This is a genomic window from Pseudomonas sp. IT-P100 (assembly GCF_949767185.1).
Lineage (GTDB): Bacteria > Pseudomonadota > Gammaproteobacteria > Pseudomonadales > Pseudomonadaceae > Aquipseudomonas > Aquipseudomonas fluorescens_B.
Genome location: NZ_CATKQK010000011.1, coordinates 249,511 through 273,004, shown reverse-complemented (window position 1 = coordinate 273,004; position 23,494 = coordinate 249,511). Strand labels below are relative to the sequence as shown.

Here is a 23,494-nt window from a genome sequence, read left to right as displayed (position 1 = left end):
TCAGAGGCGTTCGATGATGGTGGCAATGCCCATGCCGCCGCCGACACACAACGTCGCCAGGCCATAGCGCAGGCGGCGGGTTTCCAGCTCATCGAGCAGCGTGCCGAGGATTGCGCAACCGGTCGCGCCGAGGGGATGGCCCATGGCGATGGAGCCGCCGTTGACGTTGACCTTGTCCGGGTCGATGGTCATGTCCTTGATGAATTTCAGTACGACAGAGGCAAACGCCTCGTTGACCTCGAACAGGTCGATGTCTTCGACCCGCAGCCCGGCCTTGGCCAGCGCCTTGCGCGTGGCCGGCGCCGGGCCGGTGAGCATGATGGTCGGGTCGGTGCTGGTAACCGCCGTGGCGACGATCCGCGCCCGTGGCTGCAAGCCCAGCGCGCGCCCCTTCGCTTCGGAGCCGATCAACATCAGCGCCGCGCCATCGACGATCCCGGAACTGTTGCCCGGCGTGTGCACATGGTTGATTCGCTCGACGTGGCTGTAGACCCGCAACGCCGTGGCATCGAAGCCCATTTGCCCCATCATCTCGAAGCTCGGCTTGAGCTTGCCCAGGCCTTCAAGCGTGGAGTCGGCGCGGATGAATTCATCGTGATCGAGCAGGAGAATGCCGTTCTGGTCCCGTACCGGCACCAGCGATTTACTGAACGATCCATCGGCCCGGGCCCGCGCGGCTTTTTGCTGGGAATGCAGCGCGTAGGCATCGACGTCCTGACGGCTGAAGCCTTCAAGGGTGGCGATCAGGTCGGCGCCCACGCCTTGCGGTGTGAAATGGCTGTGCAGATTGGTTTCCGGGTCCAGCGCCCAGGCGCCGCCGTCGCTGCCCATCGGCACCCTGGACATCGACTCGACGCCACCGACCACCACCAGTTCTTCAAAGCCGGAACGCACTTTCATCGCCCCGAGATTCACCGCCTCGAGCCCCGACGCGCAGAAGCGGTTGATCTGCACACCTGCCACGCTGACGTCCCAATCGGCTACTTGTGTCACGGTTTTGGCGATGTCGGCGCCTTGATCGCCGACCGGCGTCACGCAGCCCAGCACCACGTCATCGACCTGGCTGGTGTCCAGAGAAGTGCGCTGCTGCAGCGCCCTGAGCAACCCGGCCACCAGGTTCACCGGTTTGACGCTGTGCAAGGCACCATCGGCCTTGCCTTTGCCACGGGGCGTGCGTAACGCGTCGAAAATCAAAGCTTGGGTCATGACGTCCTCGAACCTGACGGTGAAAATACTGAGCCTTCACCTTATGCCGAGCCACCGCCGATTCAATGACCACAATGCTCACAGACGTTGACGGACACGCTCAGACGGACGGTAGTGTGTTACCGGATTAACCGTTTCAGGACACCGAGCTGTCTAGCAAAAGGGCGGCAAAGAAGCTGGCAATAGGCCTCATGCCTTTTTTAAAGCAATTTGTGCGCGCTCCATACGAAAGGGATCTAAACCACGAGTGACGCGGGCCCTAAGGTGAACATATGCGAAGTTGTCGTCGGGTTTTGCCGAGGCGCTCGCTCTACAGGAAGTGCAACGCGCTGCCGTCATGGAGATATGCAGGCAGGCATCAGGAAATAACAAAAAAGGCGGTCAAGCCATGTTCAAACATTCGAAAGTACGTCAAGCCGGGCTCATTCTTTTCGCCACTACGCTGTTGTTGATTTTGCCGAACCTGACCAAGGTGATCGGCTAGTCGGTTATTAAAATACGGCGCCAAGGTTTTTTATCGCCTCATCAAAAATGTGACTGGCTCGCTACCCGGGCCAGCGTGGGTGTGCCAACCTTTGCGGCACTTCCACGACATGGACGGCGATCATTTGAAAACGCTCATTCTGCTCGGGGCCTTGCTGTTCGGCTCGCCCCTTTATGCCGCACAGCTGAACCTGGAGCTGGGCGCGGACAGTCGCACCTGGCAAACCGAGGAATTGCTCAAGCATCCTCAGGTGCAGACCCTCACGATTACCAACGACGTTTCCTATAAACGGGACATGAGCTATCGCGCCGTGCCCCTGGCGGCGTTGTTGACCGGCATCACGCCTGACGAACACTTGCAAGCGGTGGCACTGGATGGTTTTGCCGCTGAACTGGCAGCCGCGCCGTTGCTCAATGCCAAGGGCGCGCGGGCCTGGCTGGCGATTGAAGACCCGGCCAAGCCGTGGCCGCCACTGTCCGAAGGCAAGCCAGGTGCGGGGCCGTTTTATCTGGTCTGGACCAACCCGCAGGCGGGCAACATCAGTCCCGAACAATGGCCCTTTCAAGTGGCGAGCATCAAGCGCATGGCGCCGGTGGCAGAGCGCTTCCCTGCCCTGTTGCCGGATCCGGCGTTAAAGGCGGATCATCCGGTGAATCTGGGGTTTGCACTGTTTCAGAAGAACTGCCTGGCGTGTCATCGTCTCAATGGCGCCGGGGATGCGCAGTTCGGACCGGATCTTAATATTCCGTTTAACCCGACCGAATATTTTGGCGCGGACTTTTTGAAGCGGTATATCCGCGATCCGCAGAGCTTGCGACAGTGGCCACAGGCGAAGATGCCGGGGTTTTCGGCGCAGGTGTTGCCCGACGGCGATCTGGAGATGTTGGTGGGGTATTTGAAGCATATGGCTGGACGCAAGCACATCACAGCCAATAAGTAGCAGATAGACCTGTGGCGAGGGAGCTTGCTCCCGCTGGGCCGCGAAGCGGCCCTCAAGTCAGGCGATGCGATCCGTCATGCAAACCACTTTTATCGGATTTACGACTGCTGCGCAGTCGAGCGGGAGCAAGCTCCCTCGCCACAAAAGCGCCTTCTCCCCGATAATTCGTGATTACTGTTGTTGGACCGAGATCACAGGCATCGGCGTCGGCGACACAAACACCTTCGCATGCATCTGCTCACACCCGCCGCCGCGACGCATCCCGCGCACCGGACAGGCATCCAGGTAATCAAGGCCCACCGCCAGCTTCAAATGGCGCTCCGGCCGCGCCAGTTCATTGGTCACGTCAAAGCTGTACCACGCGTCGTCCAGCCAGGCTTCCGCCCACGCGTGACTGGCCAGGTGCTCGCAGTTCTCGCTGTACAAATATCCCGATACATAACGCGACGGAATGCCCAGGCTGCGAGCACAGGCGAGGAACGCGTGGGTGTGGTCCTGACACACGCCAGAACGCCCGGCAAAGGCCTGGGCTGCGCTGGTATCCACTTCGGTGGAGCCTGGCGTGTAGGTCATGTGCTGGTTCAGCCCATGCATCAAGTCGATCAACGCTGTGCGATCCCGGCGTTGCTTGCATTCCTTTTCCGCGAAAGCGCGCAGGGCTTCGTCGGCTTCTGTCAGGCGTGTGAAACGCAAAAACGGCAGCGCCGACTGGCTCTCGTGCTCGGCCTCACGCAGTTCGTCGATGTCGACCTGGCCACGGGCGCCGATGATGATCGCTTCATGCGGCTCGTCCATGGTCAGCACGTGCAGAATGTTGCCGAACGGATCGAGTTGCGCACGCACCGGACGCGGCAGGTCGAGTTGCCAGCTGAGCACGTGCTGGCGCTCGCTGTCGTGAGGGGTCAGTCGCAGGTACTGGATGCTCGCCCGCACCTGATCTTCATAGTGATAGGTGGTCTCGTGGCTAATGGAAAGTCTCATGCCGCCTCCAGGTAGGAACTGTGTATGGCGTTACCCAACTGGCGCACCAGCGGGATGAACTCGGTCAACCAGGCGTGCAGGCCTTCGTCGAGAATTTCGGTGATGCCGGTGTAGCGCAGGCGCGCGTCCATCTCGGCGGCCAGGCGTTGCGCGGGACGGCCGTTGGCGCCGGGCAGCTGGGCGAGGATCTGGTCGATTTCTTCGGTGCAGGCCCGTAGCGAACGTGGCACATCAGCACGCAATAGCAGCAGTTCGGCCACATGCCGGGCACCGGGCGCATCGCGGTAGATTTCGGTATAGGCCTCGAACGACGACAACGCCCGCAACAAGGCACTCCACTGGTAATAAGCGTGGGCCGTGCCGTCGCTGACCGCTTCGGCCTGATCACCAGCCATTTCGTAGCGAGCATCGAGCAGGCGCAAGGTGTTGTCGGCGCGCTCGATAAACGTGCCCAGCCGAATGAAACGGAACGCATCGTTACGCATGATGGTGCCGTAGGACGCGCCGCGAAACAGGTGCGAACGTTCCTTGATCCACTCACAGAAACGGCTCATTCCGTAGCGGCTCAAGCCTTGCTCGGCGATCCCGCGTATTTCCAGCCAGGTGGCGTTGATGTTTTCCCACATGTCGGCGGTGATTCGCCCCCGCACCGCATGGGCACTGGCCCGTGCCGAACCGAGGCAACTGTAAATGCTCGCCGGGTTGGCCGCGTCCAGGGCGAAAAAGTGCAGCAGCCGTTCGGCATGCAACTCGCCGTGGCGTTCGAGGTAATCGTCCAGGGTGCCGGTAATCAGCAGCGGCATGGCGAGCTCATGCAGACCATCACCGCGACCATCCTGCGGCATCAGCGACAGCGAATAACTGATGTCGAGCATCCGTGCGAGGTTTTCCGCCCGCTCCAGGTAACGCGACATCCAATACAAATCCGAGGCAGTTCTACTTAACATGGCAGGCTTCCTTCAATCCTCGACCACCCAGGTGTCCTTGGTTCCGCCGCCCTGGGAGGAATTCACCACCAGGGAGCCTTCACGCAGGGCGACTCGGGTCAAACCGCCGGGCACGACCCGGGTTTCGCGGCCAGACAAAACAAACGGACGCAGGTCGATGTGGCGTGGCGCGATGCCGTTTTCGACAAAGGTCGGACAAGTCGACAGGGACAACGTCGGTTGGGCGATGTACGCGTGTGGCTTGGCCTTGATGCGGGCGCGGAACGACTCGATTTCCGCCGCTGTCGCCGCCGGCCCCACCAGCATTCCGTAACCGCCGGAGCCCTGGGTTTCCTTGACCACCAGATCCGGAAGATTGGCCAGCACGTGGGACAGCTCAGAAGGATTGCGGCACTGGAACGTCGGCACGTTCTTCAGGATCGGCTCTTCATCCAGATAGAAACGGATCATGTCCGTCACGAACGGATACACCGATTTGTCGTCCGCCACCCCGGTGCCGATGGCATTCGCCAGCACCACATTGCCCGAGCGGTAGGACGACAGCAGCCCCGGCACACCGAGCATCGAATCCGGGTTGAACGCCAGCGGATCGAGGAACGCATCGTCGAGGCGTCGGTAGATCACATCGACCGCTTTCGGCCCGTCCGTGGTGCGCATGAACACCTTGTCGTCACGCACGAACAGGTCCGCGCCTTCCACCAGTTCGACGCCCATTTCTCGCGCCAAAAATGCATGCTCGAAAAACGCACTGTTGAAGCGACCCGGCGTCAGGACCACCACGCTCGGGTTATCGATCGGGCTGGAGCTTTTCAGGGTGTCGAGCAGCAGGTTCGGGTAATGATCGATAGGGGCGATGCGCTGGGCCGAGAACAACTCTGGGAACAGGCGCATCATCATCTTGCGGTCTTCGAGCATGTAGCTCACGCCGCTCGGTGTACGAAGGTTGTCTTCCAGCACGTAGTACGTGCCGTCGCCATCGCGCACCAGATCGACACCGGAGATGTGCGAGTAGATATCCCGGTGCAAATCCAGGCCTTGCATCGCCAACTGGTATTGCTCGTTGGCCAGCACTTGCTCGGCCGGAATGATGCCGGCCTTGATGATGCGCTGTTCGTGATAGAGGTCGGCGAGGAACATGTTCAACGCCTTGACCCGCTGGATGCAGCCACGTTCGACAATCCGCCATTCGCTGGCGGGGATGCTGCGCGGAATGGTGTCGAAGGGAATCAGGCGCTCTGTGCCCTGCTCGTCCCCGTAGAGCGTGAAAGTAATCCCGGCGCGATGAAACAACAGATCGGCCTCGCGTCGCCGTTGGGCGAGAAGTTCGTCAGGCGTCTCGGCCAGCCAACGGGCAAACTCCCGATAATGCGGGCGGACCTGGCCGCCGGCATCGTACATCTCATCAAAATAGGTGCGGATCATGCCGTACTCCTTGTCACCCGGACATACAGACCTTCGCAAGGCCCGTGCCATCGGCATAAACGCTTTGATATCAATCGGTTGGATATTCGTCGCGCAGCGACCGCACCATTCCTGTGCGGTAATTGCCCCAACCTGATCGCCCCCGCTTCATTGCGAAGCAATGCTTTCGCCTATCACCAGCATAGTCAGAGTTGATTTCACTGCCCGGCAGTGGCTGTGGATAATTGGCGCATTCGCTGGTAATGCTCACCGAACTTCCCTTTTAGCCGCCTGTTAAGGCGGCTTTTTTTTGCTTTGTTGAAATGTCATGAATCAAAAATACGTCAAAAGATCGCAGCCTTCGGCAGCTCCTACGCATTCCTATGCAGGAGCTGCCGAAGGCTTGCGATCTTTTGATGTTCAGACGCACAAACGAAAACGGCCAACCCGAAGGTCAGCCGTTAGTGGATGTTGTCGCTGTTCATAGTGTTATGCGAGTAGCCCTCGTACCTCCTGCTTGACGCCCCATCCTTCGATGATGCCGCCCAAAGGCTCGACCACCGCCTCGAAATCCTGCTCAAAGTCACCGATGCCGTCATAGGTGGCGGACATCACTTTACTCAGTTCCAGGGCCCATGCGCCGTCATCGCGTACGCTGATCTGTGCATTCATGGATTCGCCGGAATAATGCCCTGCCGCCCTGCGTGCCCGCTCCTCGTCCGGGAAAATGGCGTAGAACTCAATGGGATGGAATCGTGAAAAGTCGAAACCGCCTTCTTTCATGCGGCGCAGCACCGAGCTGCTGATGTCTTCTTGATAGGCTGTGCTCATGAAACGTCCTCCTCAAACCGATGGATAGACTTTCCGTACTCCCGACGCCTGCAACCGAATGGTGCAAGCATTGCGGCAACCACGTTGCCGAAGGGAAACAAGCATGTAGCTGACAAGACCAGACCTTAGCGATCCAATCGCTGATCTCGATTGCAGAGTAGCCTCAAGTAAGCGCCGCTGCCAAGGCCTGGTGTTTCACGAGTGTGCCAGAGAGTGTTTCAGACGGGAGTAATGTCGAGGATTTGTATGCTGTTCTGGGACTTGAGATTCTTGACGCTCGCATCAGCAGTGCGCCCTTCCAGATCGTTCAGATCCAGTTCGGCAGCGACAGGAAGGAGACGGGCCTTGATGAGTTTGGCGGCATGCTCGTTGTCCGGGCATTTGTCGCACTCAAAGACTTCATCGACTGTTTCGCCGTGATCATCCACGAAAGTGATTTTCCACTTTTGCATCAGTGCCTCCTCGAACAAACCCGCAAATGGGCGTACATCTATCTGGACTTTTGGCCTGACTGATCGTTCAAACGGATTACGGCACACCCACATGAAAACACACTGACCCTGTGGGAGCTGGCCAGCTTCCACAGGGGATGTGAATAACGTTAGTCGTTGCTTGGCTTGTTCACGGCTTGCAGTACGTATTGCGGCAAGGCAAACGCGCCAATGTGGATTTCCGGATTATAGTAGCGGGTGATGATGCCGCTGCCGGCGAAGCGCTGTTGCAGGGTTTCGCGGGACAATTTGCGATAGGCGGTATTGGTCGCGCCCCAGGCAAATGTCATCGAACCACCGATGTAGGTCGGCACGGCGGCCTGATAGAAGTGCCAGTCCGGGAAAAGGCTGCGCAGGCGGCCGGCGGTGGTTTTGACTTCTTCGATCTGCATGAACGGCGTGCCGTTCTGGGTCACCAGGATACCGCCCTCGTTCAGGCAGCGACGGCAGGCCTGGTAGAAGTTTTCCGAGAACAGCACTTCGCCCGGACCGATCGGGTCAGTGGAGTCAGAGATGATCACGTCAAACTTTTCGGTGGTGGTGGCGACGAAGCGCATACCGTCGTCGATCACCAGGTTCAGGCGTGGATCATCGAACGCACCCTTGGAGTGGTTCGGCAGGAATTCCTTGCACATGTCGACCACGGTGCCGTCGATCTCGACCATGGTGATGTGCTCGACGCCACCGTGCTTGGCCACTTCACGCAGCATGCCGCCGTCGCCGCCACCGATAATCAGCACGCGTTTGGCGCTGCCGTGCGCCAGGATCGGCACGTGGGTGAGCATTTCGTGGTAGATGAATTCGTCGGCTTCGGTGGTCTGGATCACGCCGTCCAGCGCCATGACCCGGCCCATGCGCGGGTTTTCGAAAATCACCAGGTGCTGGTGTTCGGTGCGCACTTCGTGCAGCAGTTTTTCCATGCGAAAACGCTGGCCGTAGCCTTCGTAGAGGGTTTCCAGGTAATCGCTGGTTGGAGTGTTGCTCATGGGAAGTGCTCCGATGAATGCGGTGGCAACGGACGGTTACCCGCCCATGAAGGCCAATCGATCAGCTCGATTGCCCGGGAAAGGCGCGCATTCTACGTCGCGGAAGATGACAGGTCGAACGTCAGTTGACGGCTCGACGCCAAACCTGTGGGAGCTGGCCTGCCAGCGATAGTATCGCTGCGGTCTATCAGAGACTCCGCAGTGATGCCATCGCTGGCAGGCCAGCTCCCACAGGTTTGGCGGTGTTTAGGGGTCAGATTCGCACGTTGCCCCGCGGCCCGGCGATGGCCCAGATGATCAGGCCCAGGACCGGCAACAGCAGGATCAGCAGGACCCAGACGATTTTCATCCCGGTGTCGGCGCCACTTTTCAGCACGTTGATGATTGCCCAGATGTCCAGGGCAAGAATGATCAGGCCGACCAGGCCGTTGAACGTGGAACCCATGGTGTCGCTCCCTAAGAGTGATGTGCACTCTTAGGATAGCCGGCCGTTGTCAGGGTTCCGTTTTATTCAAACGTGGATCGCCACTTTCAGGGCTTCCAGGGAAGGTGCGGCCGCGATGCCGACCTCGGCGCACAACTCGAGCACACGCGGCACGTCGTTGCCGTAGACCAGCACCACTTGCAGTTCGTCGTCCAGCAACTGGCTGAAGTTCATCAGCGTGTAGCCGCCGTTTTCCTTGTTCATGCTGCCCATCTGCACCTGGATGCGATTGAGCGCGGTCAGCGCTTCGGTCTTGGCCAGTTGCTTGGGTTTGATGTTGAAATCCACGCCCGGGCCGAACGACGCGACGATCTGCGCGAACAAGTCCATATAGGTGTCAGCCTGGAACAGCACGGTTTCCGGAAGGCTGCCGACGACCACCCATTCGCCCAACGGAATCGGGAAGGTGTCGTCGTAGTTGATGTCCGGATTGGCCGTCAGAAAAGCCTCTGGATCGGCGTAGGCCTGGGCCGCTTCGTCAGCGACCTTGAGGATTTCGTCTTCGCTCATGCACCCGGAGCTGATTTTGCTGATGAGTTCGACGAGTGCGGCTTTCATGGGGGCGGAATCCTGTAGCGAGGGAATTTTGAAGGCGCGAAGGATAGCGCATTACGCCCCGCAATTCCTGCGCGGGAACACGGTCGGGAATGTTGATGCACATCAAGATCCGCCGACTCGGGTAGCGGCACAATGCTGGCACCTTGCCAATGCTGTTTCCGCTATCAGAGAAGACCTCCATGGGTGCCTGGCTTAGCAACATCTCGCTGAAATATAAATTCTGGGCGGTCAACGCTGTCGCCTTCGTCACCACCCTGTTGTTGGTGCTGTACGCCGTACAACTCGAACAGCAGGCCCGCAGTCAGGCGGCTCAAGCGTCTGCTCAAGCGCAGGCGCGCTTGCTCAACGCCTGGCCTGCCGGGCAGGCGCTGCCCAAGGCCGATAACCTGCTGACGTTCAGCCGCGGGCAGGCGCCGTTGCTGAACGAGCAGCCCGTGCTGGAATTGGCGGATGCCAACGGCTGGGTCAAGATCAACTCAATGCCGCTGTTTGGCGACAACCCGCTGATGGGCGCGGAAGTGTTCACGCGCGCCGATGGTCAGCAAGTGGCAGTGATCGCTCATGGCCCGAGCCTGACCCAGGTGTTTGGCGAGCGTTTCGCCAATTACGCGGTGGCGGTGTTCATCCTGATGCTGGCGATGCTCGGAGCGTCGCAACTGTTGATCCGTTTTTTGCTCAGCCAGCTCAACACTTTGAAAGACGTGATGCTCCACGTTGAAAAAACCGGCGATCTGTCTGCCCGTGTGCCGCTGGCCTGCACCGACGAGGTCGGGCAGATGGCCGGCGCGTTCAACGCCATGCAGGCCGGTTATCAACGGGTGGTCACCACTGTCGCCAGCACCGCCCGGCAACTGGATGTCGGCGCGGCGCGCCTGGCATCGAGCATGAACGAGGTCCGTCACGGCATGCTGGGTCAGCAAAGCGAAACCGACCAGGCCGCCACGGCGATCAACGAAATGACCGCCACCGTCTATCACATCGCCCAGCACGCCGGCGCCACCCGCGACCTCTCGCAAACCGCCGATACCTTGGCCGGCAGCGGTCAGGAAGTGGTCAGTCGCGTGCAGAAGTCGATTGCCGGGTTGTCCACTGGCGTACAGCAAACGGCCGAGATGATTCAGCGTCTGGCCGAGGACAGTCAGAAGATCAACGGCGTGGTCAATGTGATCCACAGCATCGCCGAGCAAACCAACCTGCTGGCGCTGAACGCGGCGATTGAAGCGGCCCGGGCCGGGGAAATGGGACGTGGCTTTGCGGTGGTCGCCGATGAAGTGCGCAACCTCGCCAAACGTGTACAGGCCTCGACTGACGAAATCACCCTGATGGTCTCGGCGTTGCAGGCCGGAACCCGGGATGCGGTGGATTTCATGCAGGAAAGCTCGTTCAAGGCCGACGACTGCGTGCAACAGGCTCAAGAGGCCGGCGCCGCGTTGGTGGAAATCACCAGCGCCGTGGCGCAGATGCGTGAAAGCAACACGCAGATCGCGGTGGCGGCCGAACAGCAGAGCCAGGTGGCGGAAGAGATGAACCGGGCGGTGGTGAGCATTCGCGATGTGACCGAGAACACGGTGCAGCAGACGGTGGATTCGGCGACGACCAGTCATGAGTTGGCGGCGTTGGCCGGGGAGTTGAGCAAGGCGATAGGGCTGCTCAAGCTGTAAGGGCCCCTTCGCCGGCCCAATCAACATCAATTCTGACCATGGCACCTATCACTGCGATAGCCATCCTTGATTCGCCGCCCGCCCATGCCACGCCTATTCTTCAATCATGTGTTCAACATGGATCGAGGATCAGCATCATGGGCAAACGTCACCCCAACCTTCCCGCCTGGCAATGGCGCGCGTACCCGGACAACCACCAGCACCCGGCCAATCTGGTGTTGCACCTGATTGCCGTGCCGCTGTTCATCGTGGCGTTTCTGCTGCTGGTGTGCGGGGTGTTCAGCCTGAGCTTTGCAAACTTCGCGATTGGCATCATCGGCCTGCTCGCTGCATTGGGCCTGCAACGCCACGGTCACAGCCTGGAGGCGCAGGCCTCCGAGCCGTTCAGTGATCGCAAAGATGCGGTGTCGCGCCTGCTGGTCGAGCAGTTCCTGACCTTTCCGCGCTTTTTCCTCAGCGGCGGTTGGTGGCGCGCCTGGCGTGAGCGCCACCGTCGTCACTGATCAGGCAAAAATCGTCACGGTCTGGCGGCTCATGGCGATCAGCTGACCGTCCGCGCTCCACAGCTTAGCGGCCGCATGCCCATAGCCGTCAGCGGCATGTTCGATTTCTACGAGGTACTTGCACCAGTCCAGGGTGCTGAGCTCGAGCAAGGGCTGGACGAATTCGATGGTCCAGGTCAGCGTGCTGCCCATCGCGACTTTATTCAGGTGCGGTAGCAGCGCCGGCGGCCAGGCGTCCACCAACGCCAGGATATGCGCCTCAGTGACCGCCTCTTCCTTCACATCACCACGCAAGCGCACCCAGCCGCCCATCTCGCGGGATTTATTGCCCGTGAACGGCAGGCCGCCAACACTCCAGCGCATCGCCAGATGGCGCATGAATTCCGGAGTCATGCCTTTGACATACGGCAGCTCCTGGCAGTCGTCCCAGTGCTTCATGTCGGGAGCCGGCGTGGCGGCTACGGCCACTTCGGACGGCCGCGAGGCGCCAAAGCTGCCTTGGATCAACGTCACCACTTGTCCCTTCTGCATCGCCCGGCCCAGCACCTGGCTGACCGCCTTGCCTTCGCGCAGGACATCGACTTCAAAACTGACCGGCACTTCGGGTTCGACGGGCCCGACAAAGGTGATCGCCAGCGAGCGCACGGGACGATCCACCGGCACCCGTGCGCGCATGGCTTCGTATTGCAAAGCCGCGACCAGACCGCCGAAGCTGGCACGCCCCTGCGCCCATTCGGCCGGAATAGACAGCTCCAGCGGCTGGCTGCGGACGGCGTCGAGCAGATCGGAAAAGCGCATGAAAACCTCAAGGGCAGAAATGGAATGAAGCGATGTTAACCAGCCAGCGAGGATGGCACAGCGCTTATTCTGGCCAAAAGCACTGACAGATGAGCCGGATGTACACACTCTTTGTCGGAGCTGCCGAAGGCTGCGATCTTTTGATTTTGGCGTGAATGACGACGCAAAAGATCAAAAGATCGCAGCCTTCGGCGGCTCCTGCTGGGCCGTGGTGGCTTCAGGATTTGAAACAGGCGGCGCTGAGTTTGTCGAGAACAATGTCGGCACGGCCTTCGGCCTTGGCCATGGTGGTTTTCCACACGGCCACACAAGGTTGCAGATCCGCTTCGTGTTCGGCCCGGGCCAGCCATTGCCAGCAATCGTGCCAATCCCCCAAGGCCGCCTGAGCCGACTTGAGCCTCGGCAGGGCCGGTTTCGGCAAACGGTCCAGTTCGGGGTAGGCCTCGATGCCATACCGTACACGCTTGATCAACAAGCGCAGTCGATGGCGATCATGGGCAGGATCGTGCAAAGCCTCATCGAGTTTTTTCCACTGCTTGCCCAGGCGCTTTTCGATGCGTTTGCGCAGTCCCTTGAGCAACCCCTGTCGCTGGGATGCCCGCAGAAAACGCGGGAAGGCGTCGAAAATCATCAGCAACTGCGCCAGCTCGGTGCTTGCCGCGACCGCCGGATAGGCCACGGCCATCTGCGCCATGCGACGTTGCGCTGCCTCGGGTTGATCGTGCTCGAGCAAATACGCCGCCAGTACTTCGCGATCGCGCAACGGCGTGGTCAGGTCACCGACCCGGGACGCCGCCACTTCCAGCTGCTCGACCCCAGGCAAGCCGCGCAACGGCCGCAGCAGACTGCGCAAACGGCGAACCGTGGTGCGCAGATCATGCAACGCTTCCGGATCGGTGCGGGCATTCAAACGTGCCTGACACGACAGCAGGCGGACTTCCAGGCCCAGAACATGGGCCACTAACCGATCAACCAAGGCAGACATCGTTTGCTCCCTGAATCGAATTACTGATGCCTACATCATGCCTCAACGCCCGGCGCGTGATTCACGAATATAAAAGCGCGCCTTCTCGGCTTTCTTGGTGCAGCCTTCGAACGCTTCGAATTGCTGCTGGGTCTTGGCGCCGGTCAGCAACGACAGGGCCTTGGAGTAACTGACGGTGCCGGCGAAACCTTCGGCCTTGGCCAGGTCCAGCTCACGCCACGCGGCATCGATCCCGCTACCGCAGCTGTCACGGTACGCAGTCTTGCCGGCACAACCGGCGAGCGCCAGCGCAATCAAAGGCACACAGATCCAGGCTTTCATCACTCACACCTCAAAGATAGGTAAACAGTCGTGCAGGTAAGACGGTCCGGCGCGTGAAAAGTGCCTTGGCCCGCTGCGGAAACTATAGCGCTCGCGAGAATAACCATCTGCCGCCATGGAGTGTCGAAAAAACGACGCGTTCACCCTGCTGAACGACCTTAGCGATTGAAGCACGCCCCTCGTTGGGTGCATTGTTGAACCTTGTCAGACGAGGGCGATTCATGAAAAAGCGTGTCGCATTGGTGCTGGGTTCCGGTGGAGCCCGGGGCTATGCCCATATCGGTGTCATTGAAGAGATCGAGCGGCGTGGATACGACATCGCCTGCATCGCCGGTTGTTCGATGGGCGCCGTGGTTGGCGGGATTTATGCCGCCGGCAAACTGGATGAATACCGCAACTGGATCGAGAGCCTGGATTACCTCGACGTGCTGCGTCTGGTGGATGTCAGTTTTCGACTAGGTGCGATTCGCGGGGAGAAGGTCTTCGGGCAGATCCGCAAGATCGTTGGCGAGATCAATATCGAAGACTTGCGCATCCCCTACACGGCGGTGGCCACCGACCTGACCAACCAGCAGGAAATCTGGTTCCAGGAAGGTTGCCTGCACCAGGCGATGCGCGCCTCGGCGGCCATTCCGAGCCTGTTCACGCCGGTGATGCAGGGCAATCGCATGCTGGTGGACGGCGGTATCCTCAACCCGTTGCCGATCGTGCCGGTGGTGTCGAGCCATTGCGACCTGATCATCGCGGTCAACCTCAACTCCACCAACCAGCGCCACTATCAACTGCCGGTGATCCAGCGCCCGGCCGCGTTCAAGACCCGGTTCGACAGCCTGATGAGCTCGGTCGGCTCGAAGTTGCCATTCCGTCGCAAACAAGCGGAAAAGTTGCTGCTGCTGGAAAAGGAGGCATTGATCGCAGAAGCGGCCGAGATCAACCCCTGGATCGAATCCGCCGAACCCGAAGCCCAGCAACCGGCGGCCGCTCCGGAACGCGATGGCGCGCCGAAATCAGCCACCGGCTCGTTCATCATCGACAACGTGGGGCCGGCGTCCTTGCTGGATTTGATCAACCAGAGTTTCGAAGTGATGCAGACGTCGTTGGCGCAGTACAAGATTGCCGGTTATCCACCGGATATCCTGATCAACGTGCCGAAGCGGGTGTGCCGGTTTTTCGAGTTCTACAAGGCGCCGGAATTGATCGCGCTGGGGCGCGAGATTGCGCGGGATACGTTGGATAGATACGAGAGTGAGCGGGATTCCTGAGGTTTCTCGAGTGAATGTGAGGGCCCCATCGCGAGCAGGCTCGCTCCCACAATTGATCTTTGGTAGACACAAAATTTGTGGATCACCTAAATCCACTGTGGGAGCGAGCCTGCTCGCGATCGGGCCGGATCAAGCAACACAAAACCCTAAAGACCACCTTCACTCAAAAGCCGATACCCAACCCCCGCCTCTGTCACGATAAACCGCGGCTGCGTCGGGTCATCCGCCAGCTTCTGCCGCAAATGCCCGACCACAATCCGCAAGTAATGACTATCCTCGGTATGGGTCGGCCCCCAGATGTCCTTGAGCAATTGCTGCTGGGTGATCACCCGCCCCGGGTGCCGCGCCAGTTGCGCCAGCACCGCGTATTCCTTGCGGGTCAACGCCACTTCGACGCCGTCGAGCAGCACCCGGCGATAGGCCAGGTCCACGGTCAACGGGCCGAACGCCAGCGCCGCTTGCTGCGCCTCACCCACCGGCGCCTGACGCAACAAGGCACGCACCCGCGCCAGAAACTCCTGAATGCCGAACGGCTTGGTCACGTAGTCATTCGCACCGCCATCCAGCGCTTCCACCTTCTGCCCCTCGCTGGCACGCACCGACAGGACCAGCACCGGCACTGTCGACCATTCACGAAACTCGCGCAGCACTTGCTGGCCGTCCATGTCCGGCAGACCGAGGTCGAGCACAAGGAGGTCCGGTTTGTTCAATGCGGCCTGTGCCAGGCCTTCCGTGCCGGTGCCGGCCTCCAGCACTTTATAGCCTTGGGAAGCGAGGCTGATGCGCAGGAATTTACGGATCTGCGGTTCGTCGTCGATGACCAAAATGGTCGCGGTCTGGCTCATGGTTTCTGATCGTGGCATGGAGAAATCCAAAGGGTATCAGGCTTCACTGTCAGCCCTCACTGTCAACGTCGGGTTGTTCCTGCAAAGGCAAGTGAAGAGTGATGCACGTGCCACGCCCTTCGATACCGTCGCCGACGCTGATTCGCCCGCCATGGGCGCCCACCATGCCCTGACAGATCGCCAGTCCAAGCCCCGTGCCCTGCCCGCCTCGATCTCCACGCGCGGCGGTGTAGAACATGTCGAAAATCTTCGCCCGCTCCTCCTCCGGAATGCCCGGGCCTTCATCGCTGACCGAGAAGAACAGCTCGCTGTCATCGGCGCCGGCGAGTAATTGCAGACGGCCGTGAGGTGGCGAAAAACGCGCGGCGTTTTCCAGTACGTTGACCAGTGCCTGCTCGATCAGCGCGGCATGCACGTACAGCAGCGGCAATTCGGCCGGCACTTGGGTGCTGACCTGCAGCGGTGCCAGCACCGCACGCAGGCGATTGAGGGCGCTGCCGACAATGTCGGCCGGCGACACCCAATCCCGTGCCAGCTTCAATGCGCCGTGGCCCAGGCGGGTCATGTCCAGCAGGTTTTGAATGTAGCGATCGAGGCGCTCGGCTTCATCCCGGGTGCCTTCGAGCAGTTCGCGACGATCCTCCAGCGGGATCGCCTCGCCGAGCGCCAACAGGCTGTCGATGCTGCCGCGCATGGACGTCAACGGCGTGCGCAGATCGTGGGACACCGACGCCAGCAAGGCACTGCGCAGTTGCTCGGTTTCGCCGTGCAGCCGCGCCGCTTCCAGGTCTTCGGCCAATTGCGCGCGAGCCAGGGCCTGGGCCAGCGGCTGACTCAACGCGGTCAATAACCGTCGACGCTGACCGCTCAAGGTCTGCCCTTCTTTGGCACAGACGCCGAGCAATGCCAGCGGCCCGTCTTCCACCGACAGCGGCCACCACCACCAACGCCCGAACGGCAACGTGCCGGTGCCCGCGCCCGCCGGTTGATCGTGTTGCCAGGCCCAGTCGGCGGCCGCGCGCTCGGCTTCGGAAAACTCCAGCGGGCCGCCGGTTTCGACTTTCCAGCCGCTCTGGCCATCGCGATTGAGCAGGCACAATTGCAGATCGCTCCAGCCCTCTAGGTGCTGGGCAGCGGCATTGACCACGGCCTGACGGTCAGTGGCCGCCGTCAGTTTGCGTGACAGGTCGAGCAGTTCGGTGGTTTCCTCCTGGGTGTCGCGCAAGGCCTGCAATTGCCGCCGCTGGCGCGCCGCGAGGTTGCCGGTGAGCGCTGCCATCAACAGGAAGAACAGCAAGGTCAGCACGTCTTCTTCACGCTGGATGCTGAAGGAAAAATTCGGTGGAATGAACAGGAAGTCATACGTCAGGAAGGACAGCGCAGCACAGGCCAGCGCCGGGCCGAGGCTGCTGCGCACCGCCACCAGCAACACGGCGGCAAGGAACACCAGCGAAATATTGGGCAGCGGCAAGACACTCGCCACTGCCCAGGCCAGGGCAGTGGCGAGCACGGTCGCGACCAGCGCCAGCGCATAGTCGAACCACACCAGCGACTGTACCGGGCGTTGTCGTGGCGGATCCTGTTCGTGATCGCTGTCGATGACGTTGATTTCGAGCCCGCGAGCATGGCGCAACAAACGCGCCGCCAGGCCGCCACCGAACAGCCGACGGCGCAATCGCTGCCGGGACTGGCCGACCAGGACCAGGCTGGCACGTCGTTCAGTGGCGTGCTGAATCAGGGTTTTCGCCACCTCACCGGCCCGCAGCAACACCACTTCACCGCCGAGGCGTTCGGCCAGTTGCTGGGCACTTTGCAGACGCAGGCGTGATTGCTCATCACGCACGCTGCCGTTGTCCACATGCACCAGGCTCCACGGCAGATGCCGACGCTGGGCGACGCGGCTGGCGTGACGCACCAGACGCTCGGCCTGGGCATCGCCATCGACACCGACCAGCAAACGACCGCGCACCGTCGGTGCTGCCTGGCCAAGCTGACGATACCCTTGGGCCAGGTCGTTATCGACCTGAGCCGCAGCGGTTTGCATCGCCAGCTCACGCAGGGCAGTAAGGTTGGTCTGGGAGAAGTACGCATCGATGGCCGCCCGCGCCTGCTCCGGCACATAGACCTTGCCGTCACGCAGACGCTCAAGCAGCTCCCGTGGCGGCAAGTCGATCAACAGCAATTCGTAGGCTTCTTGCAGCACCCAGTCCGGCAGGGTTTCGCGGACTTGCACGCCAGTGATCCCGCGCACCTGATCATTGAGGCTCTCCAGGTGCTGAACGTTGACCGTGGTGTACACGTCAATGCCGGCGGCGAGCAGTTCCTGAATATCTTGCCAGCGTTTGGCGTGACGACTGCCCGGTGCATTGGTGTGGGCCAGCTCGTCCACCAGCACCAGTTTCGGCTTGGCGGCGAGCAAGCCGTCGAGGTCCATTTCTTCGAGGGTCACGCCCCGGTATTCCGAGCGCACCAAGGGTTGCTGCGGCAAGCCGCCCAGCAGCGCCTCGGTCTCGGCGCGGCCATGGGTTTCGACGACGCCGGCAATAAGCTTCACGCCTTGGCGAAGTTGGGTATGGGCGGCTTGCAGCATGGCGTAGGTCTTGCCGACACCAGGCGCGGCACCGAGGAAAACCTTGAGCCGGCCACGACCGTCACGGGGCAGGTCTGCTAACAGCGCGTCGGCGCGGCCGGAGTCACTCATGCTTTGATATCTCTTTTTTTCAGAGGTTGATGAGGTGATTGTTCTGCCGTCATCGCCAGCAGGCTGGCTCCCACAAGAATTCAGCACTCCCTGTGGGAGCTAGCCTGCTGGCGATTGGCGCCACCACCGATCTACAGTTTTTCCAACGCCATGTTCAACGCCAGCACATTCACCACCGGCGGCCCCACCAGCGGCTGCTCGATGTGCGCATCCAACAGGTTCTGGAGCGTCGCCACCGGCAGGTTCCGCGCCGCCGCAACTCGCGCCAGTTGATAGGCAATTGCGGCCGGAGGCAAGTGTGGATCGAGGCCACTGCCGGAAGTGGTCACCAGCGCCAACGGCACCGGCCCCTGCCCTGGCACTCGCTGTTTGTTGGCATCGTCGATCACCCGAGTGGCCAAGGCCGGGTTACTTGGCGAGAGGTTACTGGCGCTGCTCGATACCGTGGCGAAAGCACCGGCGGATGGCCGTGGATGGAACCAGGCATCACCGGTGAAATCCTGGGCAATCAGCGAGGAGCCGCGGACCTTGCCATCGGCGTCGTGTACGAGGCTGCCGTTGGCTTGATCCGGGAACGCGACCTGGGCGACACCGGTGACCACCAAGGGGTAAGCGACGCCGGTGATCAGGGTCATCAAGACCAGCAGGCTCAGGGCCGGACGTATCATTGTGGACATTTCAAAATCCTCGAATTCATTAAAAACATGCACATCACCCTGTGGCGAGGGAGCTTGCTCCCGCTGGACTGCGAAGCAGCCCCACCTGGACACAGTGTTTATTCAGGTACACCGCATCGGCTGGTTTTACGACTGCTGCGCAGTCGAGCGGGAGCAAGCTCCCTCGCCACAAAGGCCAACGCTAACCATCAAACCAGATGCAACGCCGTCAACAGCATGTCGATCGCCTTGATGCCCACGAACGGCACCAGAATCCCGCCCAGTCCATAGATCAGCAGATTGCGACGCAGCAACGCCGCCGCACTCGCCGCCTGCACCCGCACACCGCGCAGCGCCAGTGGAATCAGCACCACAATGATCAAGGCGTTGAACACAATGGCCGACAGAATCGCGCTCTGCGGACTGCTCAGATGCATGACGTTCAGCACGCCCAATTGCGGGTAGATCGAGGCGAACAGCGCCGGCAGGATCGCAAAGTATTTGGCCACGTCGTTGGCGATGGAAAAGGTCGTCAGCGCACCACGGGTCACCAACAATTCCTTGCCGATCTGCACCACGTCCAGCAACTTGGTCGGATCGCTGTCGAGGTCAACCATGTTCGCCGCCTCGCGTGCGGCTTGCGTACCATCGTTCATCGCCATGCCGACGTCTGCCTGGGCCAGCGCCGGGGCGTCGTTGGCACCGTCGCCGCACATCGCGACCAGGCGCCCGTCGTTCTGCTCGTGACGAATACGCGCCAGTTTTTTCTCCGGCGTGGCTTCGGCCAGTACGTCGTCGACGCCCGCTTCAGCCGCAATGGCTGCTGCGGTCAGCGGGTTGTCGCCGGTCACCATGACGGTGCGAATCCCCAATTTGCGCAGCTCGGCAAAACGTTCGCGGATGCCGGGCTTGACCACGTCCTTGAGGTGAATCGCACCGAGCAACTTACCGTCGACGCAGACCAGCAACGGCGTGCCGCCGCTCTGGGCAATCTTGTCGATTTCACGGGACAGGGCCGGGGCGAGATCAGCGCGTTTCAGGCCGACGAACGCCAGCAAAGAATCCACTGCGCCTTTGCGATACACGCGGCCCTGATAGTCAACGCCGGACAGGCGGGTTTCAGCACTGAACGGTACGGCGGTCAACAGCTCGGTGCTCGGCTCAGGCTGCGGATGCAGGCCCCGCAAGTACTCGACGATGGATTTACCTTCCGCCGTGTCATCGGCCAGCGAGGCGAACAGCGCGCCCTCGGCCAGTTCCCGGGCGTTCACACCTGGCGCGGCATACACCGCGGTGCAACGACGGTTACCGAAGGTGATGGTGCCGGTCTTGTCCAGCAGCAGCACATGCACGTCCCCCGCCGCTTCCACGGCGCGGCCGGATTTGGCGATCACGTTCAGGCGCACCAGACGGTCCATACCGGCGATACCGATGGCCGAGAGCAAACCGCCGATGGTGGTCGGAATCAGCGTGACCAATAACGCCACCAGGAACACCAGCGGCAGGCTGCCGTTGGCGAAGTGGGCGAACGGTTGCAGGGTGACGACCACGAGCAGGAAGATCAGGGTCAGGCCGATCAACAGGATGTCGAGCGCCACTTCGTTCGGGGTTTTCTGGCGTTTGGCGCCTTCGACCAGCGCGATCACGCGGTCCAGGGTCGATTCACCGGGGTTGGCGGTGATGCGCACCAGCAGCCAGTCAGACACCAGGCGAGTGTTGCCGGTGACAGCCGAACGGTCGCCGCCGGATTCGCGGATTACCGGTGCGGATTCCCCGGTAATCGCCGCTTCGTTGACCGCCGCGATGCCTTCGATGACTTCGCCGTCACCGGGGATCATTTCCCCGGCTTCGACGCGCACCACATCACCCTTGCGCAGGCTGGTGGCCGGCACTACCTGAAAGGCGCCGTTGCTGGTTTTGCGGCGTGCGCTCAAGCCTTCGCTGCCAGCCTTGAGGCTGTCGGCGCGGGCCTTGCCGCGACCTTCGGCCAGGGCTTCGGCAAAGTTGGCGAAGAGCACGGTGAACCACAGCCACAGCGCGATTTGCGCGGCGACGAAAGTGGGCACGGCGCTGTCGGGAATAAAGCACAAAACGGTGGTCAGCACGGCGGTCAGTTCGACCACCAGCATCACCGGCGCACGCTGCAATTGCCGTGGGTCGAGCTTGACGAAGGCTTGCACCAGCGCCGGGCGCCAGAGGGCCGAGATCGCGGTTTTCGGTTGTTCCGGCGCCTTCACGGCAGCGGGTTTGGTTGCGGGCATATTCATCATTGACTCCTTAGAAGCCCATGCTCAGATGTTCAGCGATTGGGCCCAACGCCAGGGTCGGCAGAAAGGTCAGGCCGCCCACCAGCAAAATGGTCACGGTCAACAGGGTCACGAACAGCGGACCGTGGGTCGGGAAGCTGTTCTGGCCAATCGGTGCGGTTTTCTTCATCGCCAGGCTGCCGGCCAAGGCCAGTACCGGGAGGATGTAACCGAAGCGACCGATCAACATGCCAAGACCGAGCATCAGGTTGTGGAACGGTGTGTTGGCGCCGAAACCGCCGAACGCCGAACCGTTGTTGGCACTGGCCGAGGTATAGGCGTAGAGCAACTGGCTGAAACCGTGGGGTCCGGGGTTGGTTACCGACGCCACCGGACCTGGCAGGCTGGCGGCAATCGCACTGAGCACCAGCACACCGACCGGCATCACCAGCAAGGTCACCACCAGCAGTTGCACTTCCTTGGCCTGCAATTTCTTGCCGAGGTATTCCGGAGTACGGCCGATCATCAGGCCGGCGAGGAACACTGCGATCAACACGTTGAGCAACATGCCGTAGAGCCCGGCGCCGACGCCGCCGAAGATCACTTCGCCGACCATCATATTGACCATCGCGACCATGCCGCTCAGCGGATTAAGGCTGTCGTGCATACCGTTGACCGAACCGTTGGACGCGGCGGTGGTGGTCACCGACCACAGCACCGTGGCGGTAGTGCCGAAGCGTGCTTCCTTGCCTTCCAGCGGCGCGGTCTGTTCGACGGCGACGTTGTTCAGGGAAGGGTTCGGCTGGTATTCAGCCCACAGCGAGGTGGCGCCGCCGATCAGGAACAGCGCCAGCATGCAGGCGATGATCGCCCGGCTCTGACGCAGGTCCTTCACGTAATGGCCGAAGGTGAACACCAGGGCGACGGGGATCAGGATGATCGAGGACACTTCGAACAGGTTGCTCCACGCCGTCGGGTTCTCGAACGGGTGCGCCGAGTTGACGCCGAAGAAGCCACCGCCGTTGGTCCCCAGCTGCTTGATCGCAATCTGGCTGGCGGCCGGGCCGAGCGGAATCACCTGATCGACGCCTTGCATCGTCACTGCATTCACGTACTGCGCGAAGGTTTGCGGCACACCCTGCCAGACCAGATACAGCGCCAGCAGCAGGCACAGCGGCAGCAGGCCGTAGAGGGTGGCGCGGGTCATGTCGACCCAGAAATTGCCGAGGGTCTTGGTCGATTTGCGACCGATACCGCGGCACAGCGCAACCAGCACAGCGAGGCCGGTGGCGGCGCTGACGAAGTTCTGCACGGTAAGGCCGGCCATCTGACTCAGGTAGCTCAGCGAGGCTTCGCCGCTGTAACCCTGCCAGTTGGTGTTGGTCATGAAACTGACGGCGGTGTTGAACGCCAGCGTCCACTCCTGACCCGGCAGATTTTGCGGGTTGAGCGGCAAGTGGTCCTGGAACAACAGAATCGCGAACAACAGCAAGAAGCCCGCAAGGTTGAAGGCGAGCAAGGCCAGGGTGTATTTCTGCCAGCTCTGTTCGGCCTGCGGATCAACACCGGCCACCCGATAACAGCCCCGCTCCACCGGCCCCAGGATCGGTGTCAGCCAGGTGCGCTGCCCCTCCATGACCTTGTAGTAGAACCGCCCGAGAAACGGTGCCGGAATCAGCACCACGGCGAAGAAGGCCAGGATCAGCCAATAGTCATAACTGTGCATAGCCGCTCCTAGTTCCGGTCCGCGCGCAACAGCGCAACCAACAGATAAATGAACAGCCCCACTGCCAACAGCAGTGACACCCCGTCCAGAACGCTCATGGAAGTTCTCCGTGTTACGGCGTATTGCCGCGTGTGGAGTCATTGTCGGAACGAAGGCTGTAAAGGAGCGAGATCGAGGGTGTTGGCTGTGCATAAAGAAAGCGTAAAGAGTGGGTTTATGGCGTTGTTACAGCGGTGTTTCGGCGAGCTCCATCGCTAGCAGGCTAGCTCCCACAGGGGTTTGATGTTGTTTGGGCCACCGCAGTCCAATGTGGCAGCGAGCCTGCTCGCGATGACGGCAGAACTGGCAACCCTGCCCTCAACTGGCGCACAAAGATGCGTGCATCCAGCAGCAAACATCCCCGATACGACACCTTTTTACGCTTTACGACTGCCATCACAACACTGGCACGCCCACTGCACACGCCCTCCCCGAGCTTTCC

The 23,494-nt window shown here is 61.0% G+C and carries 22 protein-coding genes; 4 read left to right on the top strand and 18 right to left on the bottom strand.

The genetic code is table 11. The annotated features are described in order from the left end of the window. Positions 1-1,206: an acetyl-CoA C-acetyltransferase gene (locus tag ACM6IQ_RS09425; RefSeq protein WP_017337353.1), complete on the bottom strand. Its 1,206-nt coding sequence runs from the start codon at positions 1,204-1,206 to the stop codon at positions 1-3. Positions 1,207-1,799: 593 nt separating this feature from the next. Here ACM6IQ_RS09425 and ACM6IQ_RS09420 point away from each other — a divergent pair. Further along, complete coding sequence (locus ACM6IQ_RS09420; RefSeq protein ID WP_414878978.1) at positions 1,800-2,630, top strand: c-type cytochrome; 831 nt, start codon at positions 1,800-1,802, stop codon at positions 2,628-2,630. Between the two features lie 171 nt (positions 2,631-2,801). Here the strand turns inward: ACM6IQ_RS09420 and ACM6IQ_RS09415 are convergent, their stop codons facing one another. The 8 genes from ACM6IQ_RS09415 to ACM6IQ_RS09380 form a co-directional block, all read right to left on the bottom strand. Further along, entirely contained in the window at positions 2,802-3,611 is an 810-nt protein-coding gene (locus tag ACM6IQ_RS09415; RefSeq protein WP_017337351.1) for a transglutaminase family protein, read from the bottom strand. After that, a complete protein-coding gene (locus ACM6IQ_RS09410) occupies positions 3,608-4,558 on the bottom strand; it encodes an alpha-E domain-containing protein (RefSeq protein ID WP_150711766.1) in 951 nt (316 codons plus the stop codon). Before ACM6IQ_RS09410 ends, ACM6IQ_RS09415 begins: the two co-directional genes overlap by 4 nt. Positions 4,559-4,570: 12 nt before the next feature. Then, on the bottom strand, positions 4,571-5,980 hold the full coding sequence (locus ACM6IQ_RS09405) for a circularly permuted type 2 ATP-grasp protein (RefSeq protein WP_017337349.1): 1,410 nt from the start codon (positions 5,978-5,980) through the stop codon (positions 4,571-4,573). Between the two features lie 468 nt (positions 5,981-6,448). Continuing rightward, a complete protein-coding gene (locus ACM6IQ_RS09400; RefSeq protein ID WP_017337348.1) occupies positions 6,449-6,790 on the bottom strand; it encodes a ribonuclease E inhibitor RraB in 342 nt (113 codons plus the stop codon). A 218-nt stretch (positions 6,791-7,008) separates the two neighbouring features. Beyond that, positions 7,009-7,242, bottom strand: coding sequence for a hypothetical protein (locus ACM6IQ_RS09395; protein WP_017337347.1), 234 nt, complete (start codon positions 7,240-7,242; stop codon positions 7,009-7,011). A gap of 149 nt (positions 7,243-7,391) precedes the next feature. Further along, a complete protein-coding gene (speE, locus tag ACM6IQ_RS09390) occupies positions 7,392-8,267 on the bottom strand; it encodes a polyamine aminopropyltransferase (protein ID WP_017337346.1) in 876 nt (291 codons plus the stop codon). Positions 8,268-8,520: 253 nt separating this feature from the next. After that, entirely contained in the window at positions 8,521-8,712 is a 192-nt protein-coding gene (locus tag ACM6IQ_RS09385; protein WP_017337345.1) for a PLDc N-terminal domain-containing protein, read from the bottom strand. A gap of 66 nt (positions 8,713-8,778) precedes the next feature. Further along, complete coding sequence (locus ACM6IQ_RS09380) at positions 8,779-9,309, bottom strand: hypothetical protein (RefSeq protein WP_008042186.1); 531 nt, start codon at positions 9,307-9,309, stop codon at positions 8,779-8,781. A 179-nt stretch (positions 9,310-9,488) separates the two neighbouring features. Here ACM6IQ_RS09380 and ACM6IQ_RS09375 point away from each other — a divergent pair, with 179 nt between their 5' ends. After that, positions 9,489-10,970 carry a methyl-accepting chemotaxis protein gene (locus ACM6IQ_RS09375; protein ID WP_414878586.1) on the top strand — a complete coding sequence of 494 codons (1,482 nt, stop codon included), beginning with the start codon at positions 9,489-9,491 and terminating at the stop codon, positions 10,968-10,970. A 137-nt stretch (positions 10,971-11,107) separates the two neighbouring features. Then, positions 11,108-11,473 carry an Mpo1-like protein gene (locus ACM6IQ_RS09370; RefSeq protein WP_017337343.1) on the top strand — a complete coding sequence of 122 codons (366 nt, stop codon included), beginning with the start codon at positions 11,108-11,110 and terminating at the stop codon, positions 11,471-11,473. On the opposite strand, the gene ACM6IQ_RS09365 is transcribed toward ACM6IQ_RS09370, so the two are convergent. From ACM6IQ_RS09365 to ACM6IQ_RS09355, 3 genes are all read right to left on the bottom strand, one after another. Further along, the gene (locus ACM6IQ_RS09365) at positions 11,474-12,271 is read right to left on the bottom strand and encodes an acyl-CoA thioesterase (protein WP_017337342.1); all 798 of its coding nucleotides are present in this window, start codon (positions 12,269-12,271) and stop codon (positions 11,474-11,476) included. Between the two features lie 217 nt (positions 12,272-12,488). Then, on the bottom strand, positions 12,489-13,256 hold the full coding sequence (locus ACM6IQ_RS09360) for a CHAD domain-containing protein (RefSeq protein WP_414878585.1): 768 nt from the start codon (positions 13,254-13,256) through the stop codon (positions 12,489-12,491). Positions 13,257-13,298: 42 nt separating this feature from the next. Continuing rightward, positions 13,299-13,577, bottom strand: coding sequence for a hypothetical protein (locus ACM6IQ_RS09355; RefSeq protein ID WP_017337340.1), 279 nt, complete (start codon positions 13,575-13,577; stop codon positions 13,299-13,301). Positions 13,578-13,798: 221 nt separating this feature from the next. Between ACM6IQ_RS09355 and ACM6IQ_RS09350 the strand changes: the two genes are divergently transcribed. Then, entirely contained in the window at positions 13,799-14,839 is a 1,041-nt protein-coding gene (locus ACM6IQ_RS09350; RefSeq protein WP_017337339.1) for a patatin-like phospholipase family protein, read from the top strand. Positions 14,840-14,985: 146 nt separating this feature from the next. Here ACM6IQ_RS09350 and ACM6IQ_RS09345 read toward each other — a convergent pair whose 3' ends face one another. The 6 genes from ACM6IQ_RS09345 to kdpF form a co-directional block, all read right to left on the bottom strand. Then, positions 14,986-15,684 (bottom strand): response regulator, encoded by a 699-nt coding sequence (locus ACM6IQ_RS09345; RefSeq protein WP_017337338.1) that lies wholly within the window; start codon positions 15,682-15,684, stop codon positions 14,986-14,988. A gap of 49 nt (positions 15,685-15,733) precedes the next feature. After that, on the bottom strand, positions 15,734-18,385 hold the full coding sequence (locus ACM6IQ_RS09340) for a sensor histidine kinase (protein ID WP_017337337.1): 2,652 nt from the start codon (positions 18,383-18,385) through the stop codon (positions 15,734-15,736). Positions 18,386-18,516: 131 nt separating this feature from the next. Further along, positions 18,517-19,062 (bottom strand): potassium-transporting ATPase subunit KdpC, encoded by a 546-nt coding sequence (gene kdpC / locus ACM6IQ_RS09335; protein WP_017337336.1) that lies wholly within the window; start codon positions 19,060-19,062, stop codon positions 18,517-18,519. 188 nt (positions 19,063-19,250) lie between these two features. Further along, positions 19,251-21,308, bottom strand: coding sequence for a potassium-transporting ATPase subunit KdpB (gene kdpB, locus ACM6IQ_RS09330; RefSeq protein ID WP_414878584.1), 2,058 nt, complete (start codon positions 21,306-21,308; stop codon positions 19,251-19,253). Between the two features lie 10 nt (positions 21,309-21,318). Next, positions 21,319-23,013 carry a potassium-transporting ATPase subunit KdpA gene (gene kdpA, locus ACM6IQ_RS09325; RefSeq protein ID WP_414878583.1) on the bottom strand — a complete coding sequence of 565 codons (1,695 nt, stop codon included), beginning with the start codon at positions 23,011-23,013 and terminating at the stop codon, positions 21,319-21,321. Positions 23,014-23,021: 8 nt separating this feature from the next. Continuing rightward, positions 23,022-23,111, bottom strand: a complete 90-nt coding sequence (kdpF, locus tag ACM6IQ_RS09320) for a K(+)-transporting ATPase subunit F (protein ID WP_007899818.1) — start codon at positions 23,109-23,111, stop codon at positions 23,022-23,024. Positions 23,112-23,494 lie beyond the last annotated feature (383 nt).

What these genes read in the sequence shown, in the direction of transcription:
- ACM6IQ_RS09425 (WP_017337353.1), bottom strand. Translation starts at nt 1,206, where the DNA reads ATGACCCAAGCTTTGATTTTCGACGCGTTACGCACGCCCCGTGGCAAA.
- ACM6IQ_RS09420 (WP_414878978.1), top strand. Translation starts at nt 1,800, where the DNA reads ATGGACGGCGATCATTTGAAAACGCTCATTCTGCTCGGGGCCTTGCTG.
- ACM6IQ_RS09415 (WP_017337351.1), bottom strand. Translation starts at nt 3,611, where the DNA reads ATGAGACTTTCCATTAGCCACGAGACCACCTATCACTATGAAGATCAG.
- ACM6IQ_RS09410 (WP_150711766.1), bottom strand. Translation starts at nt 4,558, where the DNA reads ATGTTAAGTAGAACTGCCTCGGATTTGTATTGGATGTCGCGTTACCTG.
- ACM6IQ_RS09405 (WP_017337349.1), bottom strand. Translation starts at nt 5,980, where the DNA reads ATGATCCGCACCTATTTTGATGAGATGTACGATGCCGGCGGCCAGGTC.
- ACM6IQ_RS09400 (WP_017337348.1), bottom strand. Translation starts at nt 6,790, where the DNA reads ATGAGCACAGCCTATCAAGAAGACATCAGCAGCTCGGTGCTGCGCCGC.
- ACM6IQ_RS09395 (WP_017337347.1), bottom strand. Translation starts at nt 7,242, where the DNA reads ATGCAAAAGTGGAAAATCACTTTCGTGGATGATCACGGCGAAACAGTC.
- speE (WP_017337346.1), bottom strand. Translation starts at nt 8,267, where the DNA reads ATGAGCAACACTCCAACCAGCGATTACCTGGAAACCCTCTACGAAGGC.
- ACM6IQ_RS09385 (WP_017337345.1), bottom strand. Translation starts at nt 8,712, where the DNA reads ATGGGTTCCACGTTCAACGGCCTGGTCGGCCTGATCATTCTTGCCCTG.
- ACM6IQ_RS09380 (WP_008042186.1), bottom strand. Translation starts at nt 9,309, where the DNA reads ATGAAAGCCGCACTCGTCGAACTCATCAGCAAAATCAGCTCCGGGTGC.
- ACM6IQ_RS09375 (WP_414878586.1), top strand. Translation starts at nt 9,489, where the DNA reads ATGGGTGCCTGGCTTAGCAACATCTCGCTGAAATATAAATTCTGGGCG.
- ACM6IQ_RS09370 (WP_017337343.1), top strand. Translation starts at nt 11,108, where the DNA reads ATGGGCAAACGTCACCCCAACCTTCCCGCCTGGCAATGGCGCGCGTAC.
- ACM6IQ_RS09365 (WP_017337342.1), bottom strand. Translation starts at nt 12,271, where the DNA reads ATGCGCTTTTCCGATCTGCTCGACGCCGTCCGCAGCCAGCCGCTGGAG.
- ACM6IQ_RS09360 (WP_414878585.1), bottom strand. Translation starts at nt 13,256, where the DNA reads ATGTCTGCCTTGGTTGATCGGTTAGTGGCCCATGTTCTGGGCCTGGAA.
- ACM6IQ_RS09355 (WP_017337340.1), bottom strand. Translation starts at nt 13,577, where the DNA reads ATGAAAGCCTGGATCTGTGTGCCTTTGATTGCGCTGGCGCTCGCCGGT.
- ACM6IQ_RS09350 (WP_017337339.1), top strand. Translation starts at nt 13,799, where the DNA reads ATGAAAAAGCGTGTCGCATTGGTGCTGGGTTCCGGTGGAGCCCGGGGC.
- ACM6IQ_RS09345 (WP_017337338.1), bottom strand. Translation starts at nt 15,684, where the DNA reads ATGAGCCAGACCGCGACCATTTTGGTCATCGACGACGAACCGCAGATC.
- ACM6IQ_RS09340 (WP_017337337.1), bottom strand. Translation starts at nt 18,385, where the DNA reads ATGAGTGACTCCGGCCGCGCCGACGCGCTGTTAGCAGACCTGCCCCGT.
- kdpC (WP_017337336.1), bottom strand. Translation starts at nt 19,062, where the DNA reads ATGTCCACAATGATACGTCCGGCCCTGAGCCTGCTGGTCTTGATGACC.
- kdpB (WP_414878584.1), bottom strand. Translation starts at nt 21,308, where the DNA reads ATGAATATGCCCGCAACCAAACCCGCTGCCGTGAAGGCGCCGGAACAA.
- kdpA (WP_414878583.1), bottom strand. Translation starts at nt 23,013, where the DNA reads ATGCACAGTTATGACTATTGGCTGATCCTGGCCTTCTTCGCCGTGGTG.
- kdpF (WP_007899818.1), bottom strand. Translation starts at nt 23,111, where the DNA reads ATGAGCGTTCTGGACGGGGTGTCACTGCTGTTGGCAGTGGGGCTGTTC.